2 tRNA genes are annotated in these 328 nt (G+C 43.6%); both read right to left on the bottom strand.

Annotated features, from left to right (window positions below):
• Positions 1-139: 139 nt before the first annotated feature.
• Positions 140-215: transfer RNA gene (locus VJL_RS27050), tRNA-Val, on the bottom strand.
• A 29-nt stretch (positions 216-244) separates the two neighbouring features.
• A tRNA-Lys gene (locus VJL_RS27045) sits at positions 245-320 on the bottom strand.
• Positions 321-328: the final 8 nt, after the last annotated feature.

Here is a 328-nt window from a genome sequence, read left to right as displayed (position 1 = left end):
TTTGTCAGCTTTCCAAATTGTTAAAGAGCAAATCACTTCCTAAGAAGTTCATTTTCTAAAGACTTTCAGAGTCGAAGATTCTAACCACATACGTCTTACTGAAGTGGTTTGGAATTCCTATCCAAAAATACTTAGAGAATGGTGGGCGATACCGGGCTCGAACCAGTGACCCCCTGCTTGTAAGGCAGGTGCTCTCCCAACTGAGCTAATCGCCCACATTATTTTTTCATTCTCGTGGAGAGAATGGTGGGTCGTGCAGGATTCGAACCTGCGACCAATTGATTAAAAGTCAACTGCTCTACCAACTGAGCTAACGACCCAATGGTAT

It is taken from the genome of Vibrio jasicida CAIM 1864 = LMG 25398 (assembly GCF_000400365.1).
Lineage (GTDB): Bacteria > Pseudomonadota > Gammaproteobacteria > Enterobacterales > Vibrionaceae > Vibrio > Vibrio jasicida.
Note: the sequence above shows the minus strand (reverse complement) of the source record. Positions and strands in the feature narration are given on the sequence as shown.